The organism is Bacteroides sp. Marseille-P3684 (genome assembly GCF_900291465.1).
Lineage (GTDB): Bacteria > Bacteroidota > Bacteroidia > Bacteroidales > Bacteroidaceae > Phocaeicola_A.
The window spans coordinates 1,280,283-1,305,353 of record NZ_LT985808.1 but is presented as its reverse complement, the minus strand read 5'-3'; the positions used below and the strand labels follow the sequence as shown (position 1 = coordinate 1,305,353).

The window sequence follows — 25,071 nt, the reverse complement described above, 5'->3', positions numbered from 1 at the left end:
CTCAAAGCAGACGCCGGCTGAGGTAACGCACCGGATACCAGACTGAAAGAAAGCCGACAACGACCACGGTAACAAACACCAGCAAGACATCGGAAGCATGCACGCTGACCGGATAGGCATCCACGACGAAATTGTCGGTCGAGCCCCCCAGAGTGAGCAGTCCGAAACGCTGTTGGATGTAGCAGAGAGCCAGTCCGAGAACGATACCGATGACCGCACCGATAAGCGAAATCATGCGTCCTTCAAAGAGGAAGATACGCACAATCAGGTGATCGCTCGCTCCCAGGTTGCGCAGGGTAGCGACATCCCGCTTCTTGTCGATAATCAGCATGGAGAGTGAGCCAATCACATTGAAGCAGGCAATCATCAGGATGAAGGTCAGGAAGAGGTAGGAAATCAGCTTCTCTATCTCCATAATACGGAATACGTCGGCCTGCTGCTCATAGCGGTCTGCCACCACGAAGCCATCCCCCAGGATGCGACTGATTTCCTCTTTGACTTTTCCAGTCGAACTGCCCGGACGCAACTTCAGTTCCACGGCAGACACCTCTGTGGTATAGTCGAAGAGACGCCGCGCAAAATCGAGTGACACCAGGATGTAGGCATCGTCGTATTTCTGCTGGTTGACAATGAAAGCCACTCCGGGTGAATAGAGATAGGAACGGTTGAAACTAGCCGACGGGTTCGCCAGATTGACCTTGGCGTTCCGTTTGGGAGCATAGACCTCCAACGGGTCGACGAAAGCAAGGCCGGAGCCCAAGACCGAAGTCAGCTGAATGCCAGGAATCCCGTAATCCGCCACTTCATCATGGAGCATGAACTTCCCCCGACCGTACAGAATACTGTCGATGGCGACCAGCTGCTCAAAGTTGTCTTCCACCCCCTTCAGTGTCACCATCGCCTGCTTGTTTTTATACTGCACCATGGCATTCTCCTCCAAGGTACAGGTGAACACGTCTACATCGGGCAATGCCTTGACACGGGCAAGCCGCTCATCCTGCGAATCGAACACCTTGCCCTCCTTGACCGTGATTTTCAGCTCCGGGTCGAACGAGGTGAAGAAACCTGCCACCAGTTCCTGAAATCCGTTGAACACCGACAGGGTGCACACCAGTGCCAATGTGGCAAGTGCTACACCACAGACGGAAATGCCGGAAATGATGTTGATGGCATGGTGCGACTTCTTTGAGAAGAGATACCTCTTCGCAATGTAAAAGGGCAGATTCATTCTTTCAACAGCTCATCAATCTTCTCCAGGTAATCCAATGAATCATCGATGAAGAAGCGCAATTCAGGAATGATGCGCAGCTGATGGCGGACACGGTTGCCCAGTTCGAAGCGGATGGCTTTGGCGTGAGCATTGATATTGTCCAGAATTTCCTGTCCGCGGTCCGAAGGGAAGATGCTCAGGTAAGCACGTGCCACACTCATGTCAGGACTGATGCGTACGACGCTCACCGACACCAGCACGCCTCCCATCGCCTGGGTCTGTTTCTGGAAGATGTCGCTCAACTCCTTCTGAAGCAAGCGCGCGATTTTGTTCTGTCTGGTTGTTTCCATATATACTAAGGTATTTAAATCAGTTGGCAAGCAGACAAGCCGATAATCCTTTCACTGACAGAAAAGCCTTATCCCGTTTGTAGACTCGTCCACTTGTCAACTGTGATATTCATTTTTTACGGATGATGGTCAGCCCGTCCCGCAATGGAAGAATCACCTTCTCCACCCGGTTGTCGACAGCGACCAGGTCATTGAACGCCTGTATACCGATGGTCTGACGGTCTGACGGTTGTGCCTGTTCCAGCACATGCCCGTCCCACAGGGTATTGTCAGCCAGAATATATCCACCGGAAGGGAGCCGAGGCAACAACATCTCATAGTAGTCGATGTAGTTGCGTTTGTTACCGTCCATGAACGCCATGTCACAATGCAGGTCCAGGCGTGGCACCAGTTCCAGCGCATCGCCTATATGGAACTTGATCCTGTCGGCATACGGTGAACCTTCCAGCCACGGACGGGTGAAATCCTCCTGCTCATCGTTGATTTCGAACGTATGCACCATTCCGCCTTCCTCCAGCCCTTCGGCCAGACAAAGTGCGGAATAGCCGCTGTACGTCCCTATCTCGATAATCTGTCGCGGACGTATCATGCGCACGAACATCTTGAGCATGCGTCCCTGCAAATGCCCGGAAGCCATACGCGGACGGAGCAGCTTCACGTGCGTGTCCCGGTAGAGTGCACGCAGATAGTCACCTTCGTCGTCAATGTGGTCCAGGATATAGCGTTCAATGGATTCATCCATAAGTCTCAGGATTTACTTTACAGATATCTGTTCCGGTTCGGAAGGATGTATTCGTCGTCCTCGGCATACTTCAGCACGTCACCCACCTGGTTGATTTCCAGGTAAGAGGTATGAGTGCCCTGCTTGCCACCGCTAAGGTAAGCCACCATCTCATTTTCACGGATGACACCATCCTGCAACAGCTTGTGCAACGCGGCAAAATAGTATGCCTGTCCGTTGGGCTGTTCCGGCATGTAGATGGCCTCCACTCCGTAGGACAATGCCAGGTGGCGCATGGTCTTCTCATTGTAGCAGATGGCAAGCACCGGGTTCTTACCACGGAAGGCAGCCAGGTTGCGTGCCGTATATCCACTGAAACTGTCGGTGATGATGGCACCGATGTTCATTTTTTCCGTAGCCTTGACAGCCTGCTTGGCGAGGAACTCGGTCACATCGCAGTTATCTTCAAGTGGAATGGGGATATCGTTCTCCGAGAGTTTGTCTATTTCAGCCTGTGCGGCAATCTTCGCCATGGTCTTCACCGCTTCCACCGGATATTTGCCATAGGCAGTCTCTCCGCTCAGCATCAAGGCATCCGTACGATAATAGATGGCATTGGCAATGTCCGTCACTTCAGCACGGGTCGGACGCGGATTCTTGATCATCGTATGAAGCATCTGGGTAGCGACGATGACCGGTTTGCGTGCCATGACACACTTCCGGATCAATACACGCTGGATACCCGGTATGCGTTCTTGCGGAACCTCGATACCCAGGTCGCCACGTGCCACCATGATACCGTCAGCCACCTCGATGATTTCGTCGATGTTGTCCACACCTTCCTGATTCTCGATTTTGGCAATGATTTTGATGCGGCTGTTGTGCTCGTGCAGAATCTTGCGGATATCGAGCACATCCTGCTTGTTGCGCACAAAAGAGTGAGCAATGAAGTCTATATCTTTCTCGATGGCATAGAGGATGTTGTTGCGGTCCTTCTCCGTGAGCGAAGGCAGGTTGATGCGGACACCGGGAACATTGACACTCTTGTGGTTGCCCAAGGTTGCCTCATTCTTCACCTCGCAAGTCAGCTCATTGGCAGCTTCGTCCTTTGCAATCACCGAAAGTTCCAAGTCACCATCGTCAATCAGGATGGTCTCTCCGACATTCAAGTCATGCACGAAGTTAGTATAGGACACGGAGATACATTCACGGTTCGTCTCCTTGCCCGGATTACCGGTCACTTTCACCCGGTCACCCGTTGTAAAGGCAATGGGTTCTCCCCCGGCAAGGTCGGTCGTACGCACTTCCGGGCCTTTGGTATCCATCAATATGGCGATTCGGTTCGAAACCTTCCGCACATTGGCAATCAGCTTTTCGAATCCTTCGCGGCTGGCATGTGCCGTATTCATACGGACGACATTCATGCCGGCGTTAAACAAGTCTCTGATAAAATCTTCCTCGCAGCGCAAATCGGAAATTGACGCTACGATTTTGGTCTTTTTTAGCATCATAGGTTTTTCGTATATCTCGTTTTTATAGATTCATTTTGTCGGGCAGGAATCCAGCAACGCCTCAATGGCAAGCCGGTAAGAATTGAGCCCGAAGCCACAGATGACTCCGAGGCAAGCACAGGATATCATCGACTTGTGGCGGAACTCTTCCCGACGGTGTACATTAGATATATGTACCTCCACCACCGGTGCCGTAATGGCGCGAATGGCGTCCTGCAATGCAATCGATGTATGGGTATAAGCGCCGGCATTGAGCACAATACCGTCATAATCGAAACCCGTTTCATGAAGTTTGTTGATGAGTTCCCCTTCCACATTCGATTGGTAATAGTCCAACTCGATGTCGGGGTAGCGTTGGCGTAGTTGTTCCAAATAAGTATCAAACGAAACCGCGCCGTAGATGGAAGGCTCGCGTTTGCCCAATAAATTTATGTTAGGGCCGTTGATAATTTGTATTTTCATTGCCTGTCTACTTTGGAGTTTTGTTCTATTTTTGCAGAAGAAAATTTGGGTACAAAGTTAGGAAAAAGAAATGGAATGCAAGGAAAAAATCGATAAGAAGGAGCAAAACAACCTCCTCATTAGGAAATATAAACAGTATCTGCAACTTGAAAAATCATTGTCGGCAAACACCATAGAAGCCTATCTGACCGACTTGGACAAGCTCCTGTCCTATCTGACTTTAGAAGATATCCATGTGTTCGACGTCACCCTCGAAGACCTCCATCATTTTGCTGCCGGACTGAAAGACATCGGCATCCATCCACGTTCACAGGCACGCATCCTCTCAGGCATCCGCTCCTTCTACCGTTTCCTCGTTCTGGAAGACTACATAGACGATGACCCGACCACCTTGCTCGAATCCCCCCAACTGGGCATGCACCTGCCCGACGTGCTGACGGTGGAAGAGATTGATCGCATCCAGGGCGCCATCGACTTGTCAAAGACGGAAGGCCAGCGCGACCGTGCCCTCATCGAGACACTCTACAGCTGCGGGCTCCGGGTCTCGGAAGTCTGCTCTCTCCGCCTTTCAGACCTCTATTTCGACGAAGGCTTTCTGCGCGTGGAAGGAAAGGGGAGCAAGCAGCGTCTGGTTCCCATTTCCCAACGGGCCATCAATGAGCTGCAACTCTACCTGGAACAACGTTCGGCAATGGACAATATCAAGCCCGGACACGAAGACTTTGTCTTCCTGAGTTTCCGCCGTGGCACAAAGCTTTCCCGCATCACAGTATTTCACTTCATCAAGCTGCTGGTGGAAGAGGCAGGCATACATAAGACGGTCAGCCCCCATACCTTCCGCCATTCTTTCGCCACCCATCTGCTGGAAGGTGGAGCCAACTTGCGTGCCATCCAAATGATGCTGGGACACGAATCCATAGGCACTACGGAAATCTACACGCACATCGACCGCAGCATGCTTCGCGAAGCAATCCTTGAGCATCACCCCCGTAACCTCCGAAAGAACAACGATGAAAACGAACACCCCTGACATACTTTCGCCCAAGAAAATCCCCGGACAAACAACAGAACCTCCGCCATCACCGGAGACTTCGGGAACAGACAGACCGGAGATTGTAAAAAAGGCGAACAAAACCAGAGCCTTCAAAACAAATGGGAGCTATTGCCGTCAGTAAAAATCAGGCGAAAAGACTCCTTTGAGACCTCCAAATACCGGACTTCAGTTTTCTCCAAAGTACCCTAAAAGTGACGACATCAAGCCGCTTTGAACATAAACTAAAGGAAAAAAGACGCATTTTAAGATTCCTTATACCACAAAATAAAGATTGAAGTAAAAAAATTAAGTCCCTTTTGTTCTATCGAACACGGATTTTATATCTTTGCACTACTTTATGTAAGACTATTATCTAAATAACTAAGTTTAACGTGTTATGATTAAAAAACTCTATTTGCCATTTCTAATGGTATTGGTTTTTGCGCTCTCTTCATGTAGCGGCAAAATGGGTGAATTGTCATCTGACTATTTCACGACGACTCCTCAAGTACTAGAGGCTGTCGGAGGTAAAGTGGATGTGACCATCAATGGTAAATTCCCCGAAAAGTATTTTAAGAAAAAAGCTGTCGTAACAGTAACTCCGGTACTCCGCTGGGATGGTGGTGAAGCCAAAGGACAACCTGCCACCTTCCAAGGTGAGAAAGTAAAAGGCAACGACCAGACCATTTACTACAAAGCCGGTGGAAACTACACCATGCAGACTTCTTTCGACTATGTGCCTGAAATGGCTAAATCGGAACTCTATCTGGAGTTTGATGCCAAAGTAGGCAAAAAGACCGTGACCATCCCGGCAGTGAAAATCGCTGACGGTGTGATTGCAACTTCCGAACTGGTGAAGAACACTTTGGCAAACGCCAACACGACCAACGGTGAAGACGCTTTCCAACGTGTCATCAAACAAGCCAAGAATGCCAACATCATGTTCTTGATCCAACAGGCCAACCTGCGTGCCAGCGAGTTGAAGTCCGACTCTCTGAAAGCTTTCAACGAAATGCTGAAGAACGTCAAGGAAGACCAAAAGGGCAAATTGATGGAAAACATCGAAATCTCTGCTTATGCTTCACCTGATGGTGGTCTGGAACTGAACGACAAACTGGCTGCTCAACGTCAGAAGAACACCGAGAACTACCTCAACAAACAGTTGAAGAAAGAAAAGATTGAAACCAATGTTGACGCCAAATACACCGCACAAGACTGGGAAGGCTTCCAGGAATTGGTTTCCAAATCAAACATCCAGGATAAGGACCTTATCTTGCGCGTGCTCTCCATGTATCAAGACCCCGAACAACGCGAGGCTGAAATCAAGAACATCTCTTCTGTATTCAAGAACCTGGCTGATGAGATCCTCCCGCAATTGCGTCGTGCACGCCTGACCTTGAACTACCAATTGATTGGCCGTTCAGATGATGAAATCCTGGCTGCGTTCAAGAGCGAACCGCAAGTACTCAGCGTAGAGGAGCTTCTCTATGCTGCCACATTGGTAGACAGCGCTGCTGAAAAAGAAGCTATCTACAAGACTACAACCGACCGTTTCCCTGCAGACTACCGTGCTTACAACAACTTGGGTGAGCTGGCTTACCAGGCTGGTAAGTTTGATGAAGCTGAAAACTACTTCAAGACCGCTCTCCAAAAGAACGCTTCTGCTGCTGAAGCCAACGCCAACCTCGGCTTGATCTCCTTGATCAAGGGTGACAAGGCTGCCGCTGAGACTTATCTTGGCAAGGCTGCCGGTGCTGCCGGTCTCGACGAAGCTTTCGGTAACTACTACATTGCTGCCGGTCAATATGACAGAGCCGTAACTTCATTCGGCGACGTGAAGACCAACAGTGCTGCATTGGCTCAAATCCTGACAAAGGATTACAACCGTGCCAAGTCTACACTTGAAGGTGTGAAGAACCCCGACGCCTACACAGCTTACCTGTCGGCTATCCTCGGTGCACGCACCAACAATGCAGCCATGGTAATCAGCAACCTGAAGACTGCCGTTTCAAAAGATGCATCTTTGGCAAAGAAAGCTGCAACTGACCTTGAGTTTGCTAAATATGTAACCAACTCTGAGTTCCAAAGCATCGTGAAATAAGTCATTGTTTGACATTCGATAAAGAAAAGCGTTGTGCCCGTTGCGGTACAACGCTTTTTTTGTTATGTTTGCGAACCGGGCAAGGCGACTTTTTATCTGTCCGTGCTTCCGGTAAAAGAAACATCATGACATCCTTACGCAAAATATTCGCTTCTGTCTGCCGCTTGCGCCAAAGCCTGGGTTTTGGCGTTCATTCACCTTATATATATGCATTGCTGACCGACGTATTCCGTGAACGGCTCCCCTATTACGCATACGAAGCCATCGGTCAACTGCCCGGTGAGTCTCCATACTCTTCCGGTTCATTCAAAATCAACCGGCTGCTCTTCCGTCTGGTCAACCGCTTCCTTCCCGACAGCATCATCGAAGCAGGAAACAGTGACGGGAGGAGCTTGAAAAGCATGTCTCTGGCACGGAAGAATGCTGTTTGCAGGAATATACCCGACGATCATGGGTTCTCAACCGAGGAGTTGGAACAGACTTTGGGGGACAGCCGGCAACTGGACTTTCTGTTCATTTCCAGCACCAACGCTTTCAGGGAAGCATTTGAGGCAGCTTTGCCACTTACCGGAGAACATTCGGTTTTCATCATTCCATCCATCCATGCAGATAAAGACCGACGGATGTGGTGGAAAGCGGTAGAGCGTGACGAACGCACCGGATTCACAGTAGACCTCTACGACATCGGGCTGGTATTTTTTGACCGCAATCATCCACGTCGCAACTACCGGATAACCTATTGCTGAAGGCATCTGCGTTCACTGTATGAGAGCTGAAAAATCAATAAACTGACAGAATTTAGGCTTTGGCACAACTTCTGTCAAAAAATAAAAGAAATATGAAGAAAAGCATGGTGTATACGAAGACCGGCGACAAAGGAACGACCAGTCTCGTGGGAGGAATCAGGGTGTCAAAGACGCATCCGCGTCTGGAAGCTTATGGCACAGTCGACGAACTCAATTCAAACATCGGTCTACTGGTGACCTACGTGACCGATGAAGCCGACCGCAAATTCCTGCTATCGGTTCAACACAAACTCTTTGCCGTAGGTTCTTACCTGGCGACCGATCAGGAACAGAAGGAGGTGCATCCCCAGTGTGTGGTGCGTGAAGCCGACGTAGAAAAGATGGAACATGCCATCGATGCAGCGGAAGACGGATTGCCTGCCTTACAAGCTTTCATCCTTCCCGGAGGTTCACAAGGGGCAGCCGTCGCGCATGTCTGCCGCACGGTATGCCGTCGTGCAGAACGCCGCATCCTAGCCCTGATAGAGTCCGGAGTTGAAGTAGACCCGTTATTGACGGCCTACATCAACCGTCTGTCAGATTACTTATTTGTCTTCTCCCGCAAATTGAACAATTTAACAGGAGGACATGAAATTATTTGGCAAAAATCTTGTGAGTGATAATATTTATTATATTTTTGCGCCGCATTACGAACTCTATTAAAAAAGATAGCTATGTATTGGACACTAGAATTGGCATCTAAATTGGAAGATGCTCCTTGGCCGGCGACAAAAGATGAGTTGATTGATTATGCGATGCGCTCGGGAGCACCTCTTGAGGTAATTGAGAATTTGCAGGAAATGGAAGACGAAGGCGAAATATATGAAAGCATTGAAGATATTTGGCCCGACTATCCAAGCAAAGAAGACTTTTTCTTCAACGAGGACGAGTACTAAACTCCTTCCAATAGATTAAACAAGGAAATTCCAGCGAGATAAACAAAGCTCATTTGTTTATCTCGCTGTGTTTTATGGCCCTTCAAAACCTAAAGATACAAAAAGCCAACTAATTCAGCCTTAAAGCATTGCGAATTAGTTGGCTTTTTCTCTATTCTTTTCAGAATGTTCCTATTTCAAATTCCCCACCTTGATGAGGTATTCGGCAATCTGTACGGCATTCAGGGCAGCACCCTTCTTAATCTGGTCGCCCACAATCCAGAAGGTGAGTCCGTTCTCGTCGGTCAGATCCTTGCGGATACGTCCCACGTAAACAGGGTCTTTACCGGCAAGGAAGAGCGGCATGGGGTAAACCTTCTTCTCGGGTTCGTCCATCAGCACCAGGCCTTCTCCTTCGGCAAATGCCTTGCGAGCTTCCTCAACGGAAATCGGACGTTCAGTCTCCACCCAGATGCTCTCGGAGTGAGAACGGAGGGCAGGCACACGTACACAGGTGGCGCTGGTCTTCACGTCGGAGTGCATGATCTTGCGTGTCTCGTTGAACATCTTCATCTCCTCCTTCGTATATCCATTGTCCATGAAGACATCAATCTGCGGGATGACGTTGTAGGCAAGCTGATAAGCAAACTTCTCCACCGTGACAGGTTCACCGGCAAGAATCTGGCGATACTGCTCGTGCAACTCCGCCATGGCAGCGGCACCTGCGCCGCTGGCAGCCTGATAGGTCGCCACATGCACGCGTTTGATGTGTGAAAGTTTCTCGATGGCCTTCAGGGCTACCACCATCTGGATGGTCGTACAGTTGGGGTTGGCGATGATGCCGCGCGGACGTACCAGCGCATCTTCCGCATTCACCTCGGGCACAACCAGAGGCACATCCTCATCCATGCGGAAGGCACTCGAATTGTCAATCATCACCGCACCATACTTCGTGATGGTCTCAGCATATTCCTTCGACGTGCCGGCTCCGGCTGAGGTGAAAGCGATATCCACTCCCTTGAAGTCATCGTTATGTTGAAGAAGTTTTACTTCATACTCTTTACCGCGAAAGGCATATTTCGTGCCTGCACTGCGGGAAGAACCGAACAATACCAATTCATCGATTGGGAAATTTCTCTCTTCGAGTACGCGGAGGAACTCTTGACCTACGGCTCCACTCGCGCCAACAATAGCTACTTTCATCGTTCTTGAATCTGTCTTAGTTAGTGAATAAAGTTAGTAATGGGTCCGGTTTGACCTGTCTGCTTGTCAACTCGTCAACCGGAAGCGTAATTTCGGATAAATATCTCTTTTATCGGGTGCAAAAGTATAACATTTTGGCAGATACGGCGGTATAAATTGGATTCTTTTTATTTATTTTGCGCAAGAATTCACGGACAGATTAGCTATGTTGACTCTCTTGAACGCCGGATATTTCCCCATCACTGACCCCACGTGGATCTTCTTCCTTGTGCTGGTCATCATCCTGCTGGCTCCCATCATTCTGGAGCGCCTGCATGTGCCTCACATCATCGGCATGATTCTGGCAGGTGCCCTCATCGGCGAACATGGTTTCCACATTCTGGAACGCGACAGCAGTTTTGAACTGTTCGGCGAAGTCGGGCTGTTCTACATCATGTTCCTTGCCGGTCTGGAGATGAACATGGAGGACTTCAAGAGCATCCGTGTGAAGGCGACCGTCCTGGGAGTGCTCGCCTTCCTCTTTCCACTGTGCATCGGCGTCTGGGCCAACCTGACGCTGCTGGAATACGGGCTGATGTCCGGCATCCTGCTCGCCTGTCTTTACGCCAGCCATACGCTGGTCACCTACCCCATCGCCATCCGGTACGGACTCTCCAAACAACGCGCCGTGGGTATTGCTGTGGGCGGTACGGCAATCACCGACACCCTGACGCTGCTCGTGCTCGCCATCACCGCCGGTTCGTTCCGGGAGAACACGCCCAACCTGTTCTGGGTATGGCTGATACTGAAATTCATCGTGGCCGCCATTGTCATCACCTTCCTCTTCCCCCGTGTGGCAAGGTGGTTCTTCCGACGCTACAGCGACCCCGTCCTGCAATACATCTTCGTCCTTTCCATGGTATTCCTGGGAGCCGGAGTCATGGCCTTCATTGGCATGGAGGGTATCCTGGGCGCCTTCCTGGTGGGCTTGTTGCTGAACCGCCTCATCCCCCACGTCTCGCCGCTGATGAACCACCTGGAGTTCGTAGGCAACGCCCTGTTCATCCCTTACTTCCTCATCGGCATCGGCATGCTCATCAACGTCACCTCCCTCTTCAATCACCTGTATGCACTGAAGGTGGCAGGTATCATGGTCGCCGTGTCCCTGGTGGGAAAATGGCTGGCGGCATGGGCCACACAGAAGATATTCCGCATGCGCAAGGTGGAGCGCCGGCTCATGTACGGCCTCAGCAATGCACGTGCTGCAGCGACACTGGCTGCCGTCACGGTGGGCTACAACATTATCCTGCCCGACGGGAGCCGCCTCCTCAATGAGGATGTGTTCAACGGTGCCATTCTGCTCATCATCGTCAGCTGCACGGTGAGTGCGTTCATCACCGAGAATGCGGCCCGTTGTCTGGTTACCGAAGAACATGAGGGGCAAGTGACGGACGAGAAAGAGAAGCGCGACGAGCGTATCCTGATCTCCATCTACAACCCGGAGACCATCCAGGGACTGATGGACATCGCACTCATGATACGGAATCCCAAGCAGAACAAAGGGCTGGTTGCTCTGAGCGTGGTCAACGACAGCACGGCATCCGAAGCGAAGGAACTCAAGGCACGGAAAGACCTGGAGCAGACATCCCGGATTGCCTCAGCGGCCGGTACGGACATACAGACCGTGCTGCGCTACGACATCAACGTGGCACAGGGCATCATCCATGCAGCCAAGGAGCATGCCATCACCGATCTCGTCATCGGGTTGCACCGCAAGACAAACATCATGGACTCTTTCTTCGGTAACCTCACGGAGAGTCTGCTGAAGGGTACCCACCGCGAGGTGATGATCATGAAGCTACTCATGCCTGCCAATACACTCCGCCGCATCGTCGTGGCCGTGCCCATGCAGGCGGAATACGAAGTAGGCTTCCCGAAATGGGTGGGACAGGTCTGCCGTCTGAGCAAGACACTGGGCTGCCGTGTCCACTTCTTCGCCACCCCTCAGACCCTGGGGTTCCTCCGCCACCTGGTGGAACAACAGAATGCCAACGCCGAATATACGGAGCTGGACGACTGGGAAGACCTGCTGCTGCTCACCGGGCAGGTGAACTACGACCACCTGTTCGTCGTGGTGTCCGCCCGCAAAGGCTCCATCTCCTACCAACCGTCGTTCGAAAAGCTGCCCCTGCAAATCTCACGCTACTTTGCGAACAACAGCCTGATGGTCATCTACCCCGACCAGCTGGGCGACCCGCAGGACCTCGTCAGCTTCTCCGAACCACACCAGACGGTGGACTCGAAGGCATACGAGACGGTGAGCAAGTATCTCTACAAATGGTTTAAATCCGAATCGTAACAATGGAACTGACACATACCCCTTCCTGGCTGGAACGCACAGCTCTGCTGCTGGGTGAAGAACGCCTGACACACTTGCGCCGCTCCCACGTGCTCATCGTCGGGACGGGTGGAGTGGGCGCCTATGCGGCGGAAATGCTCTGCCGTGCCGGCGTGGGACACCTGACGCTGGTGGATGCCGACACCGTACAACCGTCGAACATCAACCGCCAGCTGCCTGCCCTGCACTCCACGCTGGGGAAACCGAAAGTCGACATCCTGGCGGAACGCTTCCGCGACATTAACCCGGAGCTGGAACTGACCGTCCGTGCCGAATACCTGAAGGACGGGAGCATCCCCGAACTGCTCGACAGTGCCCGCTTCGACTTCATCGTCGACGCCATCGACACCATCAGCCCGAAGTGCCACCTCATCAGTGAGGCATGGCAACGGCGCATCCCCATCGTGTCGAGCATGGGTGCTGGAGCCAAACGTGACCTGACGAAGGTGCGCTTTGCCGACCTGTGGGAGACGTACCACTGCGGACTGAGCAAGGCGGTGCGCAAACGCCTCCAGAAGATGGGACCGAAACGGAAGCTGCCCGTGGTGTTCAGCACCGAACAGGCAGACCCGCACGCCGTGCTCCTCATCGACAACGAACAAAACAAGAAATCGACTGCCGGAACGGTGAGCTACATGCCTGCCGTCTTCGGCTGTTACCTGGCACAATACGTAATCGAACATCTATGATAGAACTCCGAGGAATCACCAAGAGCTTCGGCTCGCTCCAGGTGTTGAAGGGCATCGACCTCGACATCGGACGCAACGAGATTGTGAGTATCGTGGGACCGAGCGGGGCGGGAAAGACCACCCTGCTGCAAATCATGGGCACACTCGACAAACCCGACGAAGGCACGGTCGCCATCGACGGCATCGACGTGGGACGACTGAAGGAGAAGGAACTGGCACGCTTTCGCAACCTGCACATCGGCTTCGTCTTCCAGTTCCACCAACTGCTGCCTGAATTCACGGCGATGGAGAACATACTCATCCCTGCCTACATCGCCGGGAAGGGACAGAAAGAGGCGGAGACCCGTGCCCGCGAACTACTCCGCTTCATGGGGCTGGAGGAGCGTGCGTCGCACAAGCCCAACGAGCTCTCGGGTGGAGAGAAACAGCGGGTGGCCGTGGCACGCGCCCTGGTCAATCATCCGGACGTGGTGCTTGCCGACGAGCCTTCGGGCAGCCTCGACACGCAGAACAAGGCGGAGCTGCACCAGCTCTTCTTCCACCTGCGCGACACCTTCGGACAGACATTTGTCATCGTGACGCACGACGAGACGCTGTCCTCCCTCACCGACCGCACCATCCACCTGCAGGACGGACGGGTCGTCGGATGAGCGTCGCACCCGCAAGACGAAACACAAGTAATGAATCACCTAACATCCTTACCAAATGCACGTACAATTAGGAAAATATAATCAGTTGCCCGTCGTCAAGGAAGTGGACTTCGGTGTCTACCTCGACGGAGACGACGACGGCGAAATCCTGCTCCCCGCACGTTATGTCCCTGACGGATGCAAGCCGGGCGACCTGCTCAACGTATTCATCTACCTCGACAACGAAGAGCGCCTCGTGGCAACCACACAGACCCCGTATGCACAGGTGGGCGACTTCGCCTGCCTGGAAGTGGCATGGACCAATGAATACGGAGCATTCCTCAACTGGGGACTGATGAAGGACCTCTTCGTCCCCTTCCGCGAACAGAAGATGAAGATGCAGAAGGGGCGGCGCTACGTCGTCCACGTACACATCGACGAAGACAGCTTCCGCATCATGGCATCCGCCAAAGTGGAACGTTACCTGTCCAAAGACAAGCCGCCCTACAAGGCAGGCGACCCGGTGGACCTCCTCATCTGGCAACGGACGGAGCTGGGATACAAGGCAATTGTGGACAACCGCTTCAGCGGACTGCTCTATGCCAACGAGGTGTTCCGCACGCTGGAACCGGGCATGAAGCTGGAGGCATACGTCAAGCAGGTACGCCCTGACGGGAAGATTGATCTGGAGCTGCAACGGGGAGGCGCCCGCAAGGTGGACGACTTTGCCAACACGCTGCTGGCGTATATCGACCGCAACGGTGGCTTCACCCCCTTCAACGACAAGAGTCCCGCGGAAGAGATTTATGCGACCTTCGGCGTGAGCAAGAAGACCTTCAAGAAGGCTGTCGGCGAACTGTACCGGAAACGGCTCATCCTCATCGAGGAAGACGGTCTGCGCGCTTCGATAGACGATTGACATACGGACAATGAATGCTCCTTCCGGTGTGCATGCTGCGCGTGTGGCACCGGAAGGAGCATCTGCATTTATAGGGACTTTCCTACCCAACGATAGGAAAAATCCCCGTGCAAGTGTGATTTCCTCCGCATACCTTTGCGGTAGAGATAAACCTAAAAAGCACTTGCCTTATGAAACGCTATTTACACTTACTCCTTATCGCATGCCTGGGCGGACTCCTCTCCTCCTGCATGCCGCACACGTACCTGGGCCTGTATGATGAACCTGTCGGACCGCCTCCACACGCATACCGTCCTCATCCGAAAAAGCCCCGTCCGTCCCGTCCACACAAAGGACCGGACCGTCCGCCATACCGCTTCGGCATGGACACTCCGGGGATAGGCATCCACTTGAACATCGACTAAACATCCATTAACTATGAAAAAAACGATTGTACTCCTTTTTCTGGCATGCGGCCTTCTCCTCGGCAGCTGCATACCTCCCTCTTACAGCTTTGGGACGCTTCACAAACACCTGATGGACATCCGCAGCGGCATGAGTGAGACTGAAATCATCAGCCTGCTGGGGAAACCGGACTACCGCCGCTTCGATGGTAACCGGGAAGAATGGGAATATCGGAACAGTGCAGGTTCCACCAGACCATCTGTCTATTGCATCACGTTTGTCGACGGGAAGGTCAACAGCTTCGACTCCTACCTCGATGACTCACCCTGGAAAAAGGGACTGAGGAACGACTCCACCATACAGGCTGGATACTTCCGTACCCCTGAAGGTAACTTTATGTGGGGCGTACCGGCAAACGGGATGGTGAGACTGAACAACGGACGCCTGATGCCTGCCCGGGGCAATCAGCTCTTGCAGGAACCTTGAAGCTGGAAGTCCGGGATGCCAAAGGAGCAAAAGGGATTTCCCTACGGGATTATAGGGAAAAACTGTTGGACGGGGAAATCCCTACGCCTATCTTTGCCCACAGAACCAACAACTGATGTCAAACTCTAAACATAAAAGCTATGAAATGTATGAAGAGAATCGTCCTGATGGTGGCTTTCTGCCTGTGCACCGTGGCAAGCTTTGCCATGCTGAGCACGACGGAGGTGCGCAACAGTGCGCGCTTCATGACCGACCGCATGGCGTATGAACTGCGACTGAGCAGCATGCAAATCACCGACGTCTACGAAATCAACTTTGACTTCTTCGACCGGATACGCTACGTTGCCGACGACCTCGCTGCCGGATACAGCTATGCCATCGACGAATACTACCAGAATCTCGACCTGCGCAACGACGACCTGAGCTATGTGCTCACCCGCAGCCAGTTCGAACGCTTCATGAACCGCGACTACTTCTACCGTCCGCTGTACGTCAACGACCGCAGCTGCCGCCTGCGCATCTATGCGGTATATGACGACCCGACGTTCTTCTATTTTGCTGCTCCGCTGAACTTTCTGACCTATGTGGGCATCCATAGCCGGGCACACTTCGCACACGGATACTACTGCAACCGTTATCACCACCCACGCTATACGGGCATCTGGGCACGTCCGACCCGACACTCCCATTACGACTACTACCGGCGGCATGACTTCGGTCCCGGCATTGCCGGACGTCCGCCACGCCCCATCGTCGACCATCGCCCTGGCATCGGTCATCGCCCTGACCGCCCCGGTATCCGTCCGCCGCATGAGAACCGGCCGACAAGACCCGGCTACAATGACCGTCCGGGACGAAGGCCCTCACAAGTCGAGCGTCCGTCAAGACCCGGTCACAACGACCGTCCGAACATCAGGCCCTCACGGGATGAACGACCGTCAAGACCCAACAACAACGACCGTCCGAACATCAGACCTTCACGCGATGAACGACCGTCAAGACCCGTCAGTATCGAACGCCCGTCCAGACCTGACCGTAACGACAGACCCGCTGTCCGTCCCTCACGCATCGAGCGTCCGCAGAGACCCGATAAGAACGAACGACCTTCACGGGTGGAACGTCCACAACGTCCCAACGTGATGCCGAGCCGCAACGAACGTCCGTCGAGACCCGAACGTCCTGCCGTACGCCCCTCACGAAACGAACGCCCGGCTGTCCGACCCACCAACCGTCCACGTCCGAGTGAACGACCGGGAAGAGACCGTCAGGCTGCAGAACGGAACACCTTCCGTGTCTGATTACAACCGTCCGCGAGCTGCCGCACCAGCCTTTCAGGCACAGAGCATCTCCCCTACACGAAAAGAGGAACTGCCCTGTGCCTTTTTTCATATCCTCATGACAGGTACAGGCCTGTCCACACTCAACTTTCGGGAGAAGAAGCCACGGATTTCGAAATTATCGCTTACATTTGCAGTATAAACTGTGACACTATGGATGCAAACAACAAACTAGCCATTGAAGAAAATATCATCAAGATGCTCAGGACCGTCTATGACCCGGAAATTCCGGTGAACATCTACGACCTGGGACTGGTATACAAAGTCGACGTGCAGGACGACGGCACCACACTGATTGACATGACACTCACTGCCCCCAACTGCCCCGCCGCGGACTTCATCATGGAGGACGTCCGGATGAAGGTGGAGTCGGTGGAAGGCGTGAAGAGCGCCACCATCAACCTCGTCTTTGAACCGGAATGGAACAAGGACATGATGAGCGAGGAAGCCAAGTTGGAGCTGGGCTTCCTGTAACAACCGCCGTGTACACATTCACCTCACCTCTAAACATTGCCCGGTTATGAAGAACATCTATTTCCTTTCAGACGCACACCTCGGCTCGCGTGCCATCGCCCACAGCCGCACGCAGGAACGCCGGCTGGTGAATTTCCTCGACCAAATCAAAGACAAGGCAGCTGCCGTCTACCTGCTGGGAGACATGTTCGACTTCTGGTATGAGTTCAAGACAGTAGTCCCCAAGGGCTATACGCGCTTCCTCGGGAAACTGTCGGAACTGACGGACCGTGGCGTAGAGGTGCACTACTTCACGGGCAACCATGACCTGTGGTGCGGAGATTATCTGGAGAAAGAGTGCGGCGTGGTGCTCCATCGCGCCCCTCTCACCTGTGAGATTTACGGGAAACTGTTCTACCTTGCCCACGGAGACGGGCTGGGAGATCCGGACAAGAAGTTCAAGCTGCTCCGCACGCTCTTCCACAGCCACACCCTGCAGTGCCTCTTCTCTGCCCTGCACCCACGCTGGAGCGTTGAACTCGGTCTGACCTGGGCGAAACACAGCCGCATGAAGCGTGCAGGCGGCAAGGAGCCCGACTACATGGGTGAAGACCGCGAACACCTCGTGCTCTATTCCAAAGAGTACCTCAAGCTCCATCCCGACATCAACTTCTTCATCTACGGACACCGGCACATCGAGCTGGACCTGATGCTGAACCGCAACACACGTGTCCTCATCCTAGGCGACTGGATTACCACCTTCACCTACGCGGTCTACGACGGGGAGCACATTTTCCTGGAGAACTACGTGGAAGGGGAAACGAGGCTGTAACCGGTAGACACTGTACACATTTCCATCAGCTTTCATTCATCAGCACTCCTTCACGGACGGACGTACCGATGCCAACAAGAGGGTGTATCGTAATTTGAGCGATGCACCCTCTTAACATTTGCGTTTAATCGGACAACACCAGGGGAATCCCCCATTTCCATATTATGTAAACTCCTCCACCATGTACATGTGGTCGGCGGACGGACGTCTGTATACATCGGGGTCAAGCGCATGGCGGATGATGTAGGGAGCACTCTCCACCCAGATGCGGAACGAGGGATCGGGCTCATAGCGGTCGGCAAAGTCGAGCAGACGGTCCAGCTCGAAGCGGTCCGCCACGATACCGGCGCCATTGGAAGCGGCATCGAAGGCGTTGCAGTCCTGCTCGATGTGTGCGGGCACCATCAGGACAGGCTTGCCCAGGAACATTGCCTCGCAGATGGATTCAAAGCCTGCCGTGCTGGCATAGGCGCGGCAACCGCTCATCTGACGGAGGAACTCGGTGTCGTCGAGAGGATAGAAGCTCAGGGTGGAGTCGACACGACGTACGTCCGTCTCTCCCTTCTTGTCCCAAAAGAAGCGGAGCGGCACCTCCGGATGCGCGGCATGCCATGCAGTGACACTCTCGGCAAAACCGGAATTGACCATGTAGCCGTGCACGTAGTCGCCTGGTACAGATTCACTCCGCAATACTTCTTTCCTCAAGAGGGGCGGGACCACACGGATGCCTCCGTGCGCATCCTCCTCCATCGGACGGAACGAGAGTGCCAGCTTCTTCCGTGCACCCACACAGGTCAGACGGGTGAAGAAGTTCAGCAACCACAGTCGCGGTGCATTCTTCCAGGGCAGATGGAAGTCCTTGTGCAGGAAGAGGTACTGGTGTCCGATGCAGATTTGCGGTGTCCGGATAGGGTAGAGCGCATAGGTAAGCCCCGTCAGCAGCTCGTAGAAGTTGATGACCATGTCCGCACCACTACGGACGATATGCTCGCGGATAAAACGCATGCTGCGCAGGTAGACGGGCAGACGTGCCACGTTGTAGGCAACGCTGCGTCCCAGCCGGTTACGCTTGTTGGAAGCCGTCGGTAGGAAATTGGGGCTCTCGAAACGGTGGACGGGAGCATGGATGTGGCGGCTGAAGAAGGACGGAAGACGTCGGGAGCGGCTTTTGCCGACAAGGACTTCGACCACCTCGTGGCCGCTGTTGCGCAGGATTTCTTCGAGCGCGATGGCTTGGGTCAGGTGTCCCCTGCCCTCGCCCTGGACAATGAACAGGTATTTCATGAGGCGGGTGCGATGGTGGGTACAAGATTCAGGTCGGATGCCCCGTTTTCAAACTCAACTTCGGCGTAGTAGACGATGTTCCAGTCGCCCTCTTTGCTTTCGGTAAGAGCCGACATCGTTTCTACCCAATCGCCGGAGTTGAGATAGTGGGTCTGTCCGTAGAAAGTATTCTCGGGATGGTGTATGTGTCCGCAGATGATGCCGTCGCACTTGCGCGAACGGGCGAACTCTGCCAGTGTATGTTCGAAGTCGGAGATGTAGGACACGGCGGTCTTGACCTTCTGCTTCACGCGTTGCGACAGGGAGTAGTAGGGCTTTCCCCGGTAGGCACGGTAGCGGTTGTAGATGCCGTTGAACCACAGCAGGAAGGTGTAACCCATGTCGCCCAGCTGTGCCAGCCATTTCATGCGGGTGGTCACACGGTCGAAGATATCGCCGTGAGTGACGAAGTAACGTTTGCCGTTGGCGCCGTCGAAGGTGTATTCCTTCACCAGGTGCAGGTTGGCAAAGTCCATCGGTGCCAGGGCGTCGAGAAAGTCGTCGTGGTTTCCACGGACGTAAATGATTTCGGTCCCGCAGTTCTCCATCATCTTCATGAGAATCTTGAAGAAGCGGGTATGTGCGGGTTGCCAGCGGCGCGTCCCGTTCTTGCGGATGTGCCAGCCGTCGATGATGTCGCCGTTGAGGATGAGCCGTTCGCAGTCGATGCTGCTCAGGAAACGGCTGACCTCCTCGACTTTGGAGTGGGAAGTTCCCAGGTGAATGTCCGAGAGGACAACGGTGCGGTAATGTCTGCGTAAATACATCATGGATGTGTCTGCCTTTGTTCACTGCACGAAGGTAGACACTCCCTGTTACGACAGGATGTAGGACGGGTTACATTTCCGGCTCATTCCCATCCGCCACCCAATGCCTTGTAGAGCTGGACGAGGGCAATCTGCTTGTCGCGGACGGCGTTGCTCAGGGCAATCTGTGCGTCGAGATAGGTACGCTGGGCATCAAGCATGTCAAGGTAACTGATGTATCCATTGAGATACTGCGTGCGGGTCAGGTCGATGCTCTTGCGTGCTGCCTGTTCCAGCTCCAGCTGGGCATCGTAGATGTCCTGAATCTTATTGAACTCCACGATGGCATTGCGGGCATCCTTGAATGCCGAGAGGACAGCCTTCTCATACTGGTAAGCCGCCTGTTCGCAGGCAGCCTTCTTCGCTTTGAGCGCCGCGCGGTTCTTGCCCATGGCAAAGAGCGGCGTCAGCAGGTTGGCACTCAGAAAGTGGTAGGGCGAATGCAGGAAGTCCCGGAACTCCTCGCTCTCCAATCCGTAATGGGCAGTCAGCGTGATGCGCGGGAAGAGGTTGGTGTAGGCAATGCCCACCTCGGCATTGGCAGCAATCAGTGCCTCCTCGGCAGCACGGACGTCCGGCCGTCTCTCCAGCAACGACGACGGCAGTCCGGCAGGCAACGTCTCGGGCAGGCGGATGTCCTGCGGATGGTGCGAGCGTTCCACCGTCGAGGGATAACGCCCGGCGAGGAAGCTGATATCGTTCTCCTTCAGCGCGATGGCACGCTCCAGGTCAGGCACGAGCGTCGCCGTCCGCGCCAGTTCCACCTGTGCCTGCTGGTAGGCAGTCTCCGACGTGAGTCCGCCGTTGAAGCGCAGCTCTGCCAGGTGGACGCTCTCCTGACGGGCACGCAAGGTCTGCTTCACAATGGCAAGCTCGTTGTCGAGTGCCACCAGCTCGAAGTACGCCTGCGCCACCTGTGCCACCAGTGTCATCCGAAGGGCACGCTGGTTCTCCACCGCCTGCAGGAACTGTGCCATGCTCCGGTCCTTCGCCCAACGCAGGTTGCCCCACAAGTCCAGCTCCCAGGAGGCAATGAACTTGGCGGAATACTCCGGGACAGACTCATAGCTGTCGCCCCCGTAGTTCTCGGCTTCCTTGTCCGTATACAGCTGCCCCTTCACTTCGGGAAAGAGGTTGGCATAGGCGATGCGCTTCTGGGCAGCCATCTCCTTCAGGCGTGCCGCCGCCGTCAGCATGTCTTTGTTATGCTCCAGGGTCTGGCGGATGAGTGTCTGGAGGGTGGTGTCGGTGTAAATCTCCCACCAGCGGAAGTCGGCAATGGACATCGTGTCCGTCGCCGTGCTGTCGAGCCGCTCGGGCAGGTGCAAATCGGGGCGCGTGTAGTGCTTGCCGAGCTGGCACGAGGTCAGACACACGCCCAAGAACAGTATGTATGTGAGGATATGCTTCATAAGACGCTTCATGATGGTTACTTTAACGATTCGTTTACAGTCTCCTTGCCGGCACGGCGGTCTGCCAGCTTCCCCTTCAGCTTCCCTTTCGCCTTGTAGATGTATACGAAGAAGAAAGGCACGAGGATGATGCCGAAGATGACGGCACAAATCATGCCGAAGAACACACCCGTACCGATGGCTTGCCGGCTCGCCGCTCCCGGACCGGAAGCAATGACCATCGGCAGCATGCCGAGGATGAAGGCGAGGGAGGTCATCAGGATGGGGCGGAAACGCATCTGCGACGCATGGAGGGCTGCTTCCAGCGTACTGACACCGCGGTCGACCTGCTCCTTGGCAAACTCCACGATGAGAATGGCGTTCTTGGCTGCAAGACCGACGAGCATCACCAGTCCGATCTGGAAGTAGACATCGTTCTCCAGTCCGCATGCCCACACTCCCAGGTAGGCACCCAACGCCGCCACAGGCAGCGAGAGGAGCACGGCGGCAGGAATCATCCAGCTCTCATAGAGCGCGGCGAGGAAGAGAAAGACGAACAGGAACACCAGTGCCAGCACGAGTCCCGTCTGTCCGCCTGCCTGCTTCTCCTGATAGGACAGGCCGCTCCACTCCACACCGATGTTGTCGGGCAGATGTTCGCGGGCTATCTCCTCCATGATTTCCATTGCCTGTCCGGAGCTGTAGCCTTCGGCAGCCCCTCCCCGGATGATGGAGGTGGTAAACATGTTGAAGCGCTTGATGCTGCCCGGTCCGGTCGTGTAGGACGCCGTACCCAGAGCGGTCAGCGGAATCATCGCTCCGTCGGTACCCCGCACGAAGAAGAGGTTCAGGTTGTCCTTGTGCCCGCGGTACGAGGCTTCCGCCTGTATGTAGACACGGTAGATGCGGTTGAACATGTTGAAGTCGTTCACATAGACCGACCCCGTATATGCCTTCATCGTGGAGAAGACATCGGACAAGGGGACGCCGGCAAACTTCACCCGGTCACGGTCGACATCGAAATAGAGCTGGGGAATCTCCGCCTGCAGCGAGGACGACAGCCCCGTCAGCTCCTTGCGCTGTGCGGCATAGTATAATAAGGTGTCCACCGCCTGCACCAGGTTGTCGAACGTGGCATCGCCGCGTGCCTCCAGCTGCATCTCGAAACCGCCGGAGCTACCCAGTCCGGGAATCACCGGAGGCGTGGACAGGTAGACCTTGCTCTCCGGATAACGGCTCAGCTCCTTGCGCACCCGTTCCATGACGCCGTCAATGGTCGTGTTGTCGCGCTCCTTCCAGGGTTTCAGGATGACGGTCAGCTCGCTGCGTCCCTGGTTGCTTCCGACCCGCGGACTGGTGCCCGTCACGTTCTGCACATACTCCACTTCGGGCTGCATCATCAGGTAGTCGATGGCGCGTTCGGTCACGATGCGTGTCCGCTCCAGCGTTGCCCCCTCGGGCAACTCCAGCTCAACCTTGAAGTAGCCCTGGTCCTCCGTCGGGAGGAAGCTCGTAGGGATGAACCGGTGCAGGAGCAGGATGGCAATCAGCACCATACCGAAGACACTCATCACCCGACGGGGATGGGCGATGAGCCGGGTTATGACCGCAATGTATTTCGTGTTGCCCTTCCGCAACCAGTAGTTGATGTAACGGAAGACGATGTTCTTCTTCTTTCCGGAGCCAGGCTTCAGGATGAGCGAGCACATGACCGGACTCAGCGTCAGCGCCACAATGGTCGAGATGAGCACCGACACGACAATGGTGACCGTGAACTGACGATAGAGCTGTCCCGTGATGCCCGGCAGGAAGCTGACAGGCACAAAGACGGCAGCCAGCACCAGCGACGTGGCAATCAGTGCGCCCGTCAGTCCGTCCATGGCTTTCTTGGTCGCCTCGTAGGCACCCAGCCTCTCTTCCTCCATGATGCGCTCCACGTTCTCGACCACAACAATGGCGTCGTCGACCACGATACCGATGGCGAGAATCAACCCGAGCAGCGTCAGGATGTTCAGCGAGAAACCGAAGATGAGCATGAAGCCGAATGTTCCGATGAGCGAGATGGGCACAGCCACCACCGGGATGAGTGTAGCACGCCAGCTCTGCAAGGAGAGGAACACGACGACAATCACCAGGAACAATGCCTCGAACAACGTCTTGTAGACTTCGTGGATGGACTCGGAGATGTAGGTGGTCATGTCAAAGGGAATCTCGTAGGTCAGCCCTTCGGGGAAGTTCCGGCTGATGTCCTCCATCGCCTTCTTCACGTTCTCCGCCACCTCCATGGCATTGGCTCCGGGCAGCATGTAGACACCCAGCACGGCAGCATTGCCCCCGTTGATGCCACTCTCCGTATTATAGGAGGAGGCTTCCAGGGAGACCCGCGCCACGTCGCGCAGACGGATGATGGACCCGTCCGGATTTGCCCGCACCACGATGTCTTCAAACTGACTGACGGTCGAGAGACGTCCCTGGGTGGTAATCGGAATGGTCACGTCCACCCCCGTCACCGGCTGCTGTCCCAGGACACCGGCAGCCGACTCGCGGTTCTGGTCCTTCAACGCGTTCTGCAAGTCCTGCACGGTCAGTCCGAAGTTCGCCATCTTGTCCGGCTGCACCCATATCTGCATGGCGTAGTAACGGCTGCCGATGTTCGACACACGTCCCACACCGGGGATGCGCCGCAGGAGGTCAAGCACGTTGATGGTGGCGAAGTTGCTCAGGTAGATTTCGTCGAACTTCGGGTCGGTCGACGTCAGACAGATGGTCATCAGCTGACTGGCAGCCTGCTTCTCCACCGAGATTCCGTTCTGGATGACTTCGGCAGGCAGACGCGACTCTGCCAGCTTCAGACGGTTCTGTATCTCCACTGCCGACAAGTCGGGGTCGGCAGAGATGTCGAAGGTAACCGTAGCCGAAAAGCCTCCGGAGTTGGAGCTGGTCGACTCCATATAGAGCATCCCCGGCGTACCGTTCAACTCCTGTTCAATGGGAGTCGCCACAGCCTGTGAGACAGTCGTCGCGCTCGCCCCGGGATAAGACGCACTGATTTTCACCACCGGAGGGGTAATCTGCGGATATTGGTCTATGGGGAGCATCGTCAGTCCGATGATGCCCACAATGACAATCACAATCGAGATGACCGCCGAGAAGATGGGACGGTCTATGAAGAAATTCACTTTCATACGGACGGA

Annotated in this window: 24 protein-coding genes; 14 read left to right on the top strand and 10 right to left on the bottom strand. The window is 54.3% G+C overall.

All coding sequences use genetic code 11. The features are described from left to right. Position 1: 1 nt before the first annotated feature. From C8275_RS04940 to aroQ, 5 genes are all read right to left on the bottom strand, one after another. Complete coding sequence (locus tag C8275_RS04940) at positions 2 to 1,228, bottom strand: FtsX-like permease family protein (protein WP_106484325.1); 1,227 nt, start codon at positions 1,226 to 1,228, stop codon at positions 2 to 4. Further along, positions 1,225 to 1,560 (bottom strand): 30S ribosome-binding factor RbfA, encoded by a 336-nt coding sequence (gene rbfA, locus C8275_RS04935; RefSeq protein ID WP_022385652.1) that lies wholly within the window; start codon positions 1,558 to 1,560, stop codon positions 1,225 to 1,227. Before rbfA ends, C8275_RS04940 begins: the two co-directional genes overlap by 4 nt. Before the next feature lie 109 nt (positions 1,561 to 1,669). Continuing rightward, complete coding sequence (locus tag C8275_RS04930; RefSeq protein ID WP_106484324.1) at positions 1,670 to 2,302, bottom strand: O-methyltransferase; 633 nt, start codon at positions 2,300 to 2,302, stop codon at positions 1,670 to 1,672. Between the two features lie 17 nt (positions 2,303 to 2,319). Beyond that, the gene (gene pyk / locus C8275_RS04925) at positions 2,320 to 3,792 is read right to left on the bottom strand and encodes a pyruvate kinase (protein WP_106484323.1); all 1,473 of its coding nucleotides are present in this window, start codon (positions 3,790 to 3,792) and stop codon (positions 2,320 to 2,322) included. Between the two features lie 30 nt (positions 3,793 to 3,822). Continuing rightward, the gene (gene aroQ, locus C8275_RS04920) at positions 3,823 to 4,254 is read right to left on the bottom strand and encodes a type II 3-dehydroquinate dehydratase (RefSeq protein WP_106484322.1); all 432 of its coding nucleotides are present in this window, start codon (positions 4,252 to 4,254) and stop codon (positions 3,823 to 3,825) included. Positions 4,255 to 4,324: 70 nt separating this feature from the next. Here aroQ and xerD point away from each other — a divergent pair, with 70 nt between their 5' ends. The 5 genes from xerD to C8275_RS04895 all read left to right on the top strand — a co-directional run bounded on the left by xerD (position 4,325) and on the right by C8275_RS04895 (position 9,069). Then, positions 4,325 to 5,284 (top strand): site-specific tyrosine recombinase XerD, encoded by a 960-nt coding sequence (gene xerD, locus C8275_RS04915; protein WP_022385656.1) that lies wholly within the window; start codon positions 4,325 to 4,327, stop codon positions 5,282 to 5,284. A 400-nt stretch (positions 5,285 to 5,684) separates the two neighbouring features. Continuing rightward, positions 5,685 to 7,388, top strand: coding sequence for a lipopolysaccharide assembly protein LapB (locus C8275_RS04910; RefSeq protein WP_022385657.1), 1,704 nt, complete (start codon positions 5,685 to 5,687; stop codon positions 7,386 to 7,388). Between the two features lie 125 nt (positions 7,389 to 7,513). Further along, positions 7,514 to 8,134, top strand: a complete 621-nt coding sequence (locus C8275_RS04905) for a hypothetical protein (RefSeq protein ID WP_106484321.1) — start codon at positions 7,514 to 7,516, stop codon at positions 8,132 to 8,134. Positions 8,135 to 8,226: 92 nt separating this feature from the next. Beyond that, complete coding sequence (locus C8275_RS04900) at positions 8,227 to 8,793, top strand: cob(I)yrinic acid a,c-diamide adenosyltransferase (RefSeq protein WP_106484320.1); 567 nt, start codon at positions 8,227 to 8,229, stop codon at positions 8,791 to 8,793. A gap of 54 nt (positions 8,794 to 8,847) precedes the next feature. Beyond that, on the top strand, positions 8,848 to 9,069 hold the full coding sequence (locus C8275_RS04895; RefSeq protein ID WP_022385660.1) for a DUF2795 domain-containing protein: 222 nt from the start codon (positions 8,848 to 8,850) through the stop codon (positions 9,067 to 9,069). A gap of 171 nt (positions 9,070 to 9,240) precedes the next feature. Here C8275_RS04895 and C8275_RS04890 read toward each other — a convergent pair whose 3' ends face one another. Then, positions 9,241 to 10,251, bottom strand: coding sequence for an aspartate-semialdehyde dehydrogenase (locus C8275_RS04890; RefSeq protein ID WP_022385678.1), 1,011 nt, complete (start codon positions 10,249 to 10,251; stop codon positions 9,241 to 9,243). Positions 10,252 to 10,456: 205 nt separating this feature from the next. Between C8275_RS04890 and C8275_RS04885 the strand changes: the two genes are divergently transcribed. From C8275_RS04885 to C8275_RS04845, 9 genes are all read left to right on the top strand, one after another. After that, positions 10,457 to 12,589, top strand: coding sequence for a cation:proton antiporter (locus C8275_RS04885; RefSeq protein ID WP_022385680.1), 2,133 nt, complete (start codon positions 10,457 to 10,459; stop codon positions 12,587 to 12,589). 2 nt (positions 12,590 to 12,591) lie between these two features. Then, positions 12,592 to 13,317 carry a ThiF family adenylyltransferase gene (locus C8275_RS04880; RefSeq protein WP_106484319.1) on the top strand — a complete coding sequence of 242 codons (726 nt, stop codon included), beginning with the start codon at positions 12,592 to 12,594 and terminating at the stop codon, positions 13,315 to 13,317. After that, positions 13,314 to 13,967, top strand: coding sequence for an ABC transporter ATP-binding protein (locus C8275_RS04875; RefSeq protein WP_022385682.1), 654 nt, complete (start codon positions 13,314 to 13,316; stop codon positions 13,965 to 13,967). Before C8275_RS04880 ends, C8275_RS04875 begins: the two co-directional genes overlap by 4 nt. A 55-nt stretch (positions 13,968 to 14,022) precedes the next feature. After that, positions 14,023 to 14,865 (top strand): S1 RNA-binding domain-containing protein, encoded by an 843-nt coding sequence (locus tag C8275_RS04870; protein ID WP_106484318.1) that lies wholly within the window; start codon positions 14,023 to 14,025, stop codon positions 14,863 to 14,865. A gap of 170 nt (positions 14,866 to 15,035) precedes the next feature. After that, positions 15,036 to 15,269: a hypothetical protein gene (locus tag C8275_RS04865; protein WP_106484317.1), complete on the top strand. Its 234-nt coding sequence runs from the start codon at positions 15,036 to 15,038 to the stop codon at positions 15,267 to 15,269. A 13-nt stretch (positions 15,270 to 15,282) separates the two neighbouring features. Continuing rightward, complete coding sequence (locus C8275_RS04860) at positions 15,283 to 15,735, top strand: hypothetical protein (RefSeq protein WP_157948173.1); 453 nt, start codon at positions 15,283 to 15,285, stop codon at positions 15,733 to 15,735. Positions 15,736 to 15,884: 149 nt separating this feature from the next. Then, a complete protein-coding gene (locus C8275_RS04855; protein ID WP_106484315.1) occupies positions 15,885 to 17,033 on the top strand; it encodes a hypothetical protein in 1,149 nt (382 codons plus the stop codon). 192 nt (positions 17,034 to 17,225) lie between these two features. Beyond that, positions 17,226 to 17,546, top strand: a complete 321-nt coding sequence (locus tag C8275_RS04850) for a metal-sulfur cluster assembly factor (RefSeq protein WP_022385687.1) — start codon at positions 17,226 to 17,228, stop codon at positions 17,544 to 17,546. A 46-nt stretch (positions 17,547 to 17,592) separates the two neighbouring features. After that, entirely contained in the window at positions 17,593 to 18,357 is a 765-nt protein-coding gene (locus tag C8275_RS04845) for a UDP-2,3-diacylglucosamine diphosphatase (RefSeq protein ID WP_106484314.1), read from the top strand. Positions 18,358 to 18,519: 162 nt separating this feature from the next. Here the strand turns inward: C8275_RS04845 and C8275_RS04840 are convergent, their stop codons facing one another. From C8275_RS04840 to C8275_RS04825, 4 genes are all read right to left on the bottom strand, one after another. Continuing rightward, complete coding sequence (locus C8275_RS04840; protein WP_106484313.1) at positions 18,520 to 19,641, bottom strand: glycosyltransferase family protein; 1,122 nt, start codon at positions 19,639 to 19,641, stop codon at positions 18,520 to 18,522. Beyond that, complete coding sequence (locus tag C8275_RS04835) at positions 19,638 to 20,447, bottom strand: UDP-2,3-diacylglucosamine diphosphatase (RefSeq protein WP_106484312.1); 810 nt, start codon at positions 20,445 to 20,447, stop codon at positions 19,638 to 19,640. The genes C8275_RS04840 and C8275_RS04835 overlap by 4 nt, the downstream gene beginning before the upstream one ends. An 83-nt stretch (positions 20,448 to 20,530) precedes the next feature. Next, positions 20,531 to 21,910, bottom strand: coding sequence for an efflux transporter outer membrane subunit (locus C8275_RS04830; RefSeq protein ID WP_106484311.1), 1,380 nt, complete (start codon positions 21,908 to 21,910; stop codon positions 20,531 to 20,533). Positions 21,911 to 21,915: 5 nt separating this feature from the next. Beyond that, on the bottom strand, positions 21,916 to 25,062 hold the full coding sequence (locus C8275_RS04825) for an efflux RND transporter permease subunit (protein ID WP_106484310.1): 3,147 nt from the start codon (positions 25,060 to 25,062) through the stop codon (positions 21,916 to 21,918). Between the last annotated feature and the right edge of the window lie 9 nt (positions 25,063 to 25,071).